This is a genomic window from Arenimonas sp. GDDSR-1, assembly GCF_025980345.1.
GTDB lineage: Bacteria > Pseudomonadota > Gammaproteobacteria > Xanthomonadales > Xanthomonadaceae > Arenimonas.
On record NZ_JAPDUI010000063.1, the window covers coordinates 1 to 10,264 of the forward strand.

The 10,264-nt window shown below is 61.9% G+C and carries 6 protein-coding genes; 1 reads left to right on the plus strand and 5 read right to left on the minus strand.

Features of this window, described 5'->3' with window-relative positions; translation table 11 throughout:
* Positions 1-26: 26 nt before the first annotated feature.
* The 5 genes from Q0W88_RS09150 to nhaA form a co-directional block, all read right to left on the minus strand.
* On the minus strand, positions 27-2,711 hold the full coding sequence (locus Q0W88_RS09150) for an MMPL family transporter (protein ID WP_297802557.1): 2,685 nt from the start codon (positions 2,709-2,711) through the stop codon (positions 27-29).
* A 10-nt stretch (positions 2,712-2,721) separates the two neighbouring features.
* A complete protein-coding gene (locus tag Q0W88_RS09155; protein WP_297802560.1) occupies positions 2,722-3,798 on the minus strand; it encodes a YCF48-related protein in 1,077 nt (358 codons plus the stop codon).
* A gap of 63 nt (positions 3,799-3,861) precedes the next feature.
* Positions 3,862-5,229: a DUF1329 domain-containing protein gene (locus Q0W88_RS09160; protein WP_297802563.1), complete on the minus strand. Its 1,368-nt coding sequence runs from the start codon at positions 5,227-5,229 to the stop codon at positions 3,862-3,864.
* A gap of 21 nt (positions 5,230-5,250) precedes the next feature.
* Positions 5,251-7,293, minus strand: coding sequence for a DUF1302 domain-containing protein (locus tag Q0W88_RS09165; RefSeq protein ID WP_297802566.1), 2,043 nt, complete (start codon positions 7,291-7,293; stop codon positions 5,251-5,253).
* A gap of 221 nt (positions 7,294-7,514) precedes the next feature.
* Positions 7,515-8,738 carry a Na+/H+ antiporter NhaA gene (nhaA, locus tag Q0W88_RS09170; RefSeq protein ID WP_297802568.1) on the minus strand — a complete coding sequence of 408 codons (1,224 nt, stop codon included), beginning with the start codon at positions 8,736-8,738 and terminating at the stop codon, positions 7,515-7,517.
* 55 nt (positions 8,739-8,793) lie between these two features.
* Between nhaA and Q0W88_RS09175 the strand changes: the two genes are divergently transcribed.
* Positions 8,794-10,176, plus strand: a complete 1,383-nt coding sequence (locus tag Q0W88_RS09175) for an SLC13 family permease (RefSeq protein ID WP_297802571.1) — start codon at positions 8,794-8,796, stop codon at positions 10,174-10,176.
* Positions 10,177-10,264: the final 88 nt, after the last annotated feature.

Here is a 10,264-nt window from a genome sequence, read left to right on the forward strand (position 1 = left end):
AAAAGGGCCCTTGCGGGCCCTTTTGATTACAGATGCGCGACCCAGTTGTCCTGCTCTTTGGGACGCAGCAGCCAGCGGCACAGCGCCGGCAGGAACACGATGGCGGCCAGCATGTTCACCACGAACATGAAGGTCAGCATGATGCCCATATCGGCCTGGAACTTCAGGTCGGAGAAGATCCACATGGCCACGCCCACCGCCAGCGTCAGCGCGGTGTAGAAGATGGCGATGCCGGTGGTCTTGAGCGCGATGAAGTAGCTCTCCGAAAGCGTGCGCAGATGTTCCTGGCCCTCGTTGAACTCCTTGTGCGTCAGACGGCCGTCGGTATCGCGGTCCAGACCGTCGAAGTGCGCGGCGGTTGCCATATGCGCATCCGGGTGTGCGCCGCCGTCTTCGAGATGGCCGTGCTTGAGCGCGTGCAGTTCTTCCGGAGTCACCGTCCGATCGCGGTCCTTGTCGGCAGCCACAAACTCGATGCGGTGGCTCATCGCCTCGCGCATGCGGGCGAAGATGTAGATGCCGTAGTCGACGCCGATGCCGACGCCCAACGCAACCACCGTCAGGGTGTTGACCTTCATGCCGATGTCCAGATACACCATCAGGCTATGACCGAGCTCGGTCACCATCATCAACGGCAGTGCGACGCACAGCGCTGCGCGCCAGCTCTTGAAGCTGATCCAGCACATCGCGAACACCGCGCCGTACAGCAGCCAGAGGATCAGGTGCTCTTTCTCGCGCACGGTGTCGTTGGTGGCGGCCTGCACGCCGAGCGGGCCGGTGGCCAGACGGAAGTTGACCTGGTCGGTGGTGTATTCTTCACCGTTTTCCTGGGCCTTGGCCACGGCGGCGTCGCGCTTCTTGGCGAAGCCTTCCTCGTAAGCTTGGTTCTCGGTCCGGAACTTCTTGGTTTCGGCAACCACGCGGTCGATGGTGGTCGACTTGTGGTCCTTGGTGAACACCGTCACAGGAATGGCCGAACAGTCGGCATTGAGCAGGCCCGAATCGGTTTCGAAGCTCTGCGTCGACTGGCGCAGGGTGTCCGGATCGCGTGGCAGCACTTTCCAGCGCGGCGAGCCGTCATTCCAGCCGGCATTGACCTGCTTGGCCGCCATCGGCAAAGTGATGACCTGTTCGACGCCCTCGACATTGGCCATGTGCCAAGCGAAACGGTCGATGGTTTCCATCGCTTTGTAGCTGGTGGTGCAGGCCGAAGGACCGGCTTCCACGATGATGTTCATGGTGTCCACGCCGAGCGCGAAGCGGGAGCTGATCAGGCGCGCGTCCTGGTTGTAGCGGGCTTCCGGGCGCAACTCGGCCACGCCTTGCTGGGCATCGCCGATCATCACCTTGTTGCCCTGCCACCATGCAGCGGCCCAGACCACGGCGCCGATGGCCAGCACGGTTGCGGCGGCTTTCGGGCGCGACAGCTTGGACAGCGCGGCCCAGATCTTGTCGAACTGGGTCAGCTGACGCAGGCGGAACTCGCGTTTCTTGTCGAGATTGCGTAATTTGGTGTAGCTGAGCAGAATCGGCAGCAGCACCAGATCGGTCACGATGGTCAGTGCCACGCCGACGGTTGCGGTGATCGCCAGCTCGCGGATCATCTGGATCGGAATTACCATGATCGCGCCGAAACCGATGCAGCCCGCCAGCAAGGCCACGGTGCCCGGAATCAGAAGGGCGTGGAAGCTGCGGATGGCCGCGGTTTTCGGGTCGACGGCATGCCGCGCCTTCAGCCGCAACTGCTCTACGGTGCCGTCTTCCAGACCGCCGAAGAAGATCTCGCCGCGGAAGCGGTTGATCATCTGCTCGCCGTGGCTGACGGCGATGGCGAAGATCAGGAACGGCGTCAGCATGTTCATCGGATCGATGCCGAAACCCATCAGCTTGAGCGCGCCCAGCATCCAGACCACCGACACCAGGGCCGACAGAACCGTCAGCGAGGCCAGCTTGGCCGAGCTGGAATACAGGAACAGCAGGATCCAGGTGAACGCGATGGTGATCAGGAAGAATTTGATAACGCTCATCGCGCCATCGGAAATATCGCCCACCATTTTGGCGAAGCCGATGATGTGCACGCTGGTGTTGTCGTTTTCGTATTTTTTGCGGATCGCTTCCAGCTGCTTGGCGACTTTCTGGTAATCCAGTTTATTGACGTCGCTTTCCGGAATCAGATCGGCCCAGACCATCGCGCCCGAATAATCCTTGGCGACCAGACGGCCGGTGATGCCGGCCTTGACAATGTTGCCCTTGATCTTCGCGAACTGTTCGGGGGTGGCTTCGAAGCCTTCCAGGTTCGGGGTGAAGTCCTGCGGAATGACATTGCCGCCGGACAGGCCGTCTTCGACGACTTCGATGAATCGCACGTTCGGGGTGAACAGCGAACGCGCCTTGGCATCGTCGGTGGCATCGAGATTGATGACATCGTTGGTGACGTTTTCCAGGGTGGCCATGTACTCTTTCGAGAACATGTTGCCGTCCTTGGCCATGACCGCGATCAGAACCCGGTTGGCACCGCCGAAATCGGCCTGGTAATCGGTGAAGGTGCGCATGTATTCATGCTGCAGCGGCACCTGCTTGTTGAAGCCGGCATCCACCTTCAGCTGGCTGGCGAAGAAGGCCATGGCCGCGGTGACCAGCACGAATACGGCCAGAACCAGGGCACGGTTTCCGAAAATGACGCGTTCGGCGAGTTGATCGAATTTGCTCATGACATCAGCCTCACTGAACGGTGGTATTGACGGTGCCGAGATCGGACGTCAGCAGATAGCCGCTGTCGGTGCCGACGGCCGCGGAAAGCGCAGGGGTCTGTCCGGTACCGAACTGGACGTGCCTGGCGGTGAACGCTTCTTCGCCGGCGCGGCGCGCCAGCAGAGTGCCGTTGCTGCCGACCAGCACGACCGTGCCGTCGGTGCCTACGGTACCGCCGATCAGGCTGATGTCGGTGCCGCTTTCGATCTTGCGCCAGCTGCCGCCGGCATTGTCGGTTTGATAGACGTTGCCGCGCAGGCCGAAGGCCAGCACGCGCTCGCCGCCGAGACTGAGCAGTCCGAACATCGAGCCGGCATAGGGCAGCCGCAGCTTGCTCCAGCTGGCGCCGCCGTCGGCGGAACGGAACCCGGCGCCACGCTCGCCCATGACCAGCAGCGTGCCGGATTCGGTGCGGGCGATGGCATTCAGATGCGGATCGGATTCGGCGCCGAGTTCGAGCGCGCTGTCGTCGAAGGTGCCGGTATCGCTGGCGGTCATGTCGACCGCCGCCGCGGCGTGGCCGCCGACTGAAAGCGCCGTCCAGGTGTTTCCGGCGTCTTCGGTTTTCAGCAGCAGGCTGTAGGCACCGACTGCATAGCCCTCGGTCGGGCTGGTGAACAGGGTATCCAATACCGGCGAACCGTTGGTCAGTTCCTGGCTGTCCGGAGACCAGGGCTGCACGCGCTGACGCTGCCAGCTCTTGCCGGCATCGGCGGAATACAGGATGACGCCATCATGGCCGGCCGCCCACACCGACGCGCCCTGCGCGGAAACGGTGGTGAGCGTGGACCGGGTCGGCACGGCCGCCTGTTCCCAGGTTTTGCCGTCCGTGGAAAGCAAGACATGACCGCGCTCGCCGACGGCGACAAAGCCCGCATCGGTGCGTGCAATGTCGAGCAGCAGGCTGTGGGCCGCCTTGGGGAGAATTTCGGAATCACTGACCGACGGATCGTCTTCGGCGATGTCCAGCGAAAGTGCAATGAACGGCACCGTCAGCAAAGCGGCGGCGCCCACGAGGCGCCAGGATGTTTTCGGCCAATTAGCCATGGAGATCTCCCGGATGGGAATGGGCACAAAGAAAGCCGCGCCCGAAGGCGCGGCTTGGTTGGATCAACGCACGCCTTCGTTGCGGAGGTTCTGCGGGGTGTAATCGCTCGGTGCGCTCTGGAAGCCGAAGTTGAACGGCTTGTCTTCGTTGTCGAGCAGACCGGCGATGTAACGGCCAGACTTCAGGTCATGATGGGTCTCGACCGTGGCCCAGAACACCGGCACTTCGTAGTAGTTGATGCTGTCGGCCTGCGAGTAGCGCCACAGTTTGCCCTGGCCGTCGTAATGATCGACCATCAGGATCTGCCAGCTGTCTTCGTCCACATAGAAGGTGCGGCGCGAATTGATGTGGCGTTGGCCGGCTTTGAGCGTAGCATCGACCACCCAGACGCGGTGCAGTTCATAGCGCAGATAGTCCGGATTCAAATGGTTCGGACGGATCAGATCCTTGACCTTGGTGTTTCCGCTGTGGGCCTTGTAGGAATTGTACGGCACGTACATTTCCTGCTTGCCGACCAGCTTCCAGCTGAAGCGGTCCATGGCGCCGTTGAACATATCGGTCATGTCATTGGTGCGCAGGCCGTCGGTGGCGGTACCCGGATTGTCGTAGGCGACGTTCGGAGCCAGACGGACGCGGCGCTGGCCGGGATTGTAGACCCAGGCTTTGCGCGGCGAGGCCACCGAGTTCAGGCTTTCATGCACCAGCAGTACCTGGCCGGCCAGACGCGCCGGGCCCAGCACTTCCTGTTTGAAGTACAGCAGGATGCTGTTGATGTTTTCGGTGGTATTGCCGGGCTTGTAATACAGGCCCAGACCGTCTTCGCGCAGGCGGGTCAGCGTGAAAGCACCCGAAGCCGAGGGCGCGGCCTGATTGGCGAAGCGGGAGAACGAAGTGCCTTTGTACTTCAGCTTGTGGTTCCAGATCACTTCATAGCCGTTCTGCGGAATCGGGAACGGAATGCCCTCGGCGCAGTTCTTGACGCCTTCGCCGCCGGCGATGAGTTCGCATTGCGTGGCATTGCGTTTGGTGAAGTCGTAGGTGCGCTGCGGGGCGGATGCCGAACGGCGGGTGGGATAGATGTTCATCTTGAAGGTTTTGTACTTCGCGAACATCGCTTCCTGGCCCGGCGACAGCTTGCCGGCGTATGTCTTGTAGTTGGCCGGCGTGATGCTGAACTCGACCTTGTCGGCCGCGAACGGATCCGGGTGGAACATGCCGGTCTTGTAGCCAGACGGCGGCTTGGTGATGCCGCCGGTCCAGGCCGGAATCGCGCCGCCGTTGCCGGCTTTCTCGGCGCCGAGCGGGGTCAAGGAACCGCCCAGCTGGGACGCTTTGTCCGCGCTGACCTTGGCATGGGCTGCCGAAGTCAGGGCAAGACCGGCGCCGATCATTACGGCCAGCGCCATTTTGTTTTTATGTGTTGCAGTCATTCAGAATCCCTCCCAGGAGTGTTAGAACGAATATTTCACGGAGAACGAGTAGAAGTCGCGGTCATAGATCTGGTTCAGCTGACCGGCACCGTTGAAGCCGGTGTAGCTCAGATCGAACACCCACTTCTGCAGGTAGTTGGCTTCCACGCCGACCGTGATGGATTTGCGGCCTTCCAGGAAGTTGCCGCCCGGACCAGGAGTGATGCCTTTGACGTCATGGTTGAAGGCGATGCGCGGCGACAGGGTGACCGGCGAACCGAACACGCTGTTGTAGTCGGCACGCGCGGCCACGCGGTAGCCCCACGAGAAGTTGGTCGGGAAACCGCCGACCTGGGTCAGCGGATTGCGCAGGCAGCCCTGCGACAGCACGCTTCCCGGCAGTCCGGCGACGACGTCACCGACATCGCAACCGCCGCCGGTATCGGTACCTTCACCTTCATAGCGCATGACCGATTTGTCGGGCAGGTTGACCTGCGTACCGCCGAGCTCGCCGACCAGGGCAATCTGTTCGGCGCCGAGCACCGAGCTGAAAGCCTTGGTGAAGGTCATCTGCAATTGCGTCACTTCATGTTCGCGCCAGCCTTTGACGTAGGCACCCGGAGCCACCGAGGTGCAGCCCGGCAGCAACTGGCTGCAGAAATAAGCGGCCTTCGGCGCGCCGCCGGCGGCCAGCGCCTGGTTGATCGGGCTCAAACCGGCAAACAGCACTTCCACGTCGTCCAGCTGCAGCGGCATGTTGGGACGGTAGCTGACTTCACCTTGCCAAGCCACACCGCCCGGCAGGGTGGTATTGAAGCTGACGCCGAACAGGTGGATGTCTTCCGGATATTCAACGATCAACGCAGCCGAGTTGGCGGCCGGCGCCGGCAGGATCACGTTGGCGGCACGGCCCGACAGCAGCGGCAGGCGGCTGTGGTAGTTCATGGCGTAGAAACCGAATTCGGTCTGGTTCAGGTTTTCGGCGTACCAGCGCAGCGCCAAACCGAACTGACCCGAATCACGGGCTTCATTGTCTTTCAGGCGGGCACCGGCGGCGCCGCAGGACGAAGCCAGCAGGGCGGTTGCGGTCGGCGCACCGTAAATGGCCGCAAGTTCAGCGAAGCGGTCCGAATTGCCGACCTTGGTCTGGGCCCCAACCGTGCCCGGGGCGCCGATGACGCAGGTGTCGGCGTATTTTTCCGGGTTCCAGACCGGCTGGGTCACGGTACCGAAGCCGATCATGATGTAGGTGCCGCCCGGCGAGGCGAAGTCATTGGTGCTGAAGTAGGTGCCGGACGGATCGATTTCGGTCGGCTTCCAGTCGAACTGGTAGTAGGCTTCCATCGACACCGATTCGCTGAACTTGGTCGAGGCGAACAGCATATTGGTGGGCAGGAAGGCTTCCTTCAGTTCGGCACCGGCCACGCGCAGGCGCGAGACGTCGACCGGGTTGACCACGTTGATGCCGTTCTGGATGAAGGTGCTTTCGCCCCAGCTCACGACTTGTTTACCGAAGCGGATGGTGCCGGACACTTCGTCATTGGCGCCGATGGCGTAGTTCTTCCAAACGAAGGCGTCGTACAGACGGAAGTCGCTGGCGACCTTTTCCTTGGCGGCCTGGGTGAAATCGTTGCGGTCGCTGTTTTCGAAATCGTAGAAGTAGCTGGCGCGGGTGAAGAAGCCCCAGTCGCGGTAGGTTACTTCCAGCTCGGAGGTGACCTTGAAGGCGTTCGAGAAGGCGTCGCCCTTGTCGTATTTGATGTTGCCGTCATCACGGTTGCCGGAGAAGCGGCCCGGGGCATCAATCTGTGCCTGGGAGCCCGGGAACGAACCCAGGCCGGCCAGCGGACCCGGCAGGGTCTGGCCCTGAAGCGCAATCAGCGGATTGATCGTGGCTTTGCCGATCAGGCCTTCGGCCGGATCTTCGGCGCGGATGGAAATACCGTAGGAAACGGTGGTGTCCAGGCTACCCTTCAGTTCGCCTTTCTCGAATTCAAAAGCCTGTGCCATCGGCGCCGCGAACAGGCCGAGGGCGACGGCCGCGGCGAGCGGCGAGCGTTGCACGAAACGTTGCATTTTCTTCATGGGTGTATTTCCAGTTTATTGTTGAATGTGGAGTCCGCATCTTCGGCATCATCCGCGTTTTCAGTCGTTTTACCGAGCGGCGCGCATGCTGCAAAAATCATCACGACGGCAAGCACTCGGCACGCCATTTCGGGCAATTAGAGTGTTTTGTCTAATGCAGTATTAAATATTCGTTAGAAAAGCGCAATACCCCCTCGTATGGTGGCTGCCCGGAGGCCGGCTCAGGCCGGTTTCCGGCCCGGCAGGACCCGCCGAAGAATCAGGTAACCGGCCACGGCCGACAGCAGGGAGCCGCCCAGGATGCCCATACGGTGGCTGAGCTGGTAGTCCACATGCTCCGGACCGAAAGACAGGGAGCCGATAAACAGGCTCATGGTGAAGCCAACACCGCACAGGGTAGCCATGCCGAAAAGGGCGGACCAGCCAATGGAATCGTCCAATTTGGCGATTTTCAGCCGGACACAGGCCCAAATGAAGCCGAAAACCCCGATTTGCTTGCCCAGAAACAGGCCGGCGGCGATGCCCAGCGGGACCGGCGCCAGCAGATCGTTCAGGCCCAAACCGGCCAGGGGCACGCCGGCATTGGCAAACGCGAAAACCGGCAGGATGGCAAAAGCCACCCAGGGGTGCAGGGCATGCATCAAGGCCTCGGAGGAGCCGTCCTTGCTGCCCTTGCCGAGCGGAATCATCAGGCCGAGGATGACCCCGGCAATCGTGGCGTGCACCCCGGAGTTGAGCACCGCCAGCCAAAGCAGGAAGCCGATGAACAGGTACAAGCCCAGATTATCGACCTTGAACCGGTTCATGGTGGCCAGAATGCCGGTCAAGGCCAGCGCCGTCACCAGACCAACCACCGACAGGTGGTCGGTGTAGAACACGGCGATGATCAGGATGGCGCCCAGATCGTCGGCCACGGCGATGGCCAGCAGCAGCATTTTCAAGGCCATCGGTACCCGTGAGCCGAGCAGGGACAAAATGCCAAGTGCGAACGCGATATCGGTGGCGGCCGGAATGGCGACACCATGCAGCGCCGCCGGGTCACCGGCATTCATTCCGGCATAAATCAACATCGGCACCCCCATGCCGCCCAACGCACCGATCACCGGCAGGGTGATATTGGCCCGGTCGGCAAACTGGCCTTCGACCAGCTCACGTTTGAGTTCCATGCCGACCATCAGGAAGAAAATCACCATCAGACCATCATTGATCCAATGCGAAACCGACTTGTCCAGCGCCAGATGGCCGAAACCGATGCGCAAATGGGTTTCCAGCCACGCCTGATAGTCCGGCGCCAACGCCGAGTTGGCCACCACCATCGCCACCACCGTGGCCAGGACCAGCACAATGCCGCCGGCCGACTCCATTTTCATGAAGGCGTTCAGACCGGCCAGGGCACGGCGGTGCATGGCAAGAGATTCGGGTGTTTCCGGGGGCAATGGGTGCATGGCGACATCCTGTAGGGTCAGGCGATTATAATCGCTAAAAATCACGGATGCCCCGATGCTCCCGATCTCCCGCTTTTTCTGCTGGTTCGGCCCCTTGGCCGCACTGGCCGCGTATGCACTGGCCAAGGCCTCCGGCATGCCGTTTGCCTTCGCCGCCACGCTGGCTTTGACGGTGCTTTGCGCCGTATGGTGGATGAGCGAGGCGGTCGATCCGGCATTCACGGCCCTTCTCCCACTCGGCCTGCTGCCGGTACTCGGCATTCTGGATGCCAAGCAGGTGGCGCAGAGCATCGGCAATGAACTCATTCTGCTGCTGATGGGCGGCTTCATGCTGTCGCGGGCGCTGGAACGCTCCGGCGCGCACCGGCGTCTGGCCTATGCCATGGTGCGCGCGGCCGGCGGGAAATCCGGGCGGGGCCTGATTTTCGGCTTCGTGCTGGCCACCGGGCTGATCAGCATGTGGATCTCCAATACCGCCACCACACTGATCATGCTGCCGGTGGCCTATGCGGTCATCGAACATTACAAAGATCCGCGTCTGGCCACACCCCTGGTGCTGGCCATTGCCTATGCCGCCAGTATCGGCGGTTTGGGCACGCCGATCGGCACGCCGCCGAATCTGGTATTCATGCAGCAATACCAGCAGGCGACCGGCACGGCTTACGACTTCGGCGATTGGATGCGGGTCGGCGTGCCGATTCTCTTGATTCTGCTGCCGGTGCTGGCCTTCGGCCTGTCGCGGAATCTGAAGCACAGTCCGGCGGCGGTATTGCCGGAAATGGGCACGTGGAGCACTGCCGAGAAGCGGGTGCTGGCGGTTTTCGGACTGACCGCTCTGGCTTGGGTCACCCGCGCCGCGCCTTTCGGCGGCTGGAGCGAATGGCTGCATCTGCCCGGCGCCAACGATGCCAGCGTTGCCTTGCTGGCGGTGGCGCTGATGGCACTCGTGCCCTCGGGCAATGCCGAAAAGGAACCCCTGCTGACCTGGGATGCGGCCATGCGCATCCCTTGGGGCGCCTTGCTGCTGTTCGCCGGCGGCATCGCTTTGGCCACGGCCTTCCAGGAAAGCGGCATCAGCGATGCCATCAGCCGTTCACTGGCGTCCTACGGGCACCTTCCCGTATTCGCGATGATGGTGATCATCATCGCCTGCGTGGTCTTGCTTTCCGAAATTGCCAGCAATACCGCGACCGCGGTGCTGTTGATGCCGATTCTGGCCGCCGCCGCCAAAGGCCTGAACATTGAACCCGCCCTGCTGATGCTTCCGGCGGCCATGGCCGCCAGCATCGGTTTCATGCTGCCGGTGGCCACGGCGCCGAATGCCATCGCCTACGGCTCGGGCTTCGTGACCAGCAAGGACATGCTGCGCGAAGGCCTGTGGCTGGATATCGTCAGCGTGCTGGTGGTGTGCGCGGTGTGCTGGGTTGTGCTGATTTAAGTAAAGGCGCCGAAGCGCCTTTTCTGTTTTCCGGAATACCTTATTTCTTTTTCGGAATGTACAAATCGGTGATGCTGCCGTCGAACAC

Coding starts and splice junctions, on each gene's coding strand:
- Q0W88_RS09150 (WP_297802557.1), bottom strand. CDS start 2,711: ATGAGCAAATTCGATCAACTCGCCGAACGCGTCATTTTCGGAAACCGT.
- Q0W88_RS09155 (WP_297802560.1), bottom strand. CDS start 3,798: ATGGCTAATTGGCCGAAAACATCCTGGCGCCTCGTGGGCGCCGCCGCT.
- Q0W88_RS09160 (WP_297802563.1), bottom strand. CDS start 5,229: ATGACTGCAACACATAAAAACAAAATGGCGCTGGCCGTAATGATCGGC.
- Q0W88_RS09165 (WP_297802566.1), bottom strand. CDS start 7,293: ATGAAGAAAATGCAACGTTTCGTGCAACGCTCGCCGCTCGCCGCGGCC.
- nhaA (WP_297802568.1), bottom strand. CDS start 8,738: ATGCACCCATTGCCCCCGGAAACACCCGAATCTCTTGCCATGCACCGC.
- Q0W88_RS09175 (WP_297802571.1), top strand. CDS start 8,794: ATGCTCCCGATCTCCCGCTTTTTCTGCTGGTTCGGCCCCTTGGCCGCA.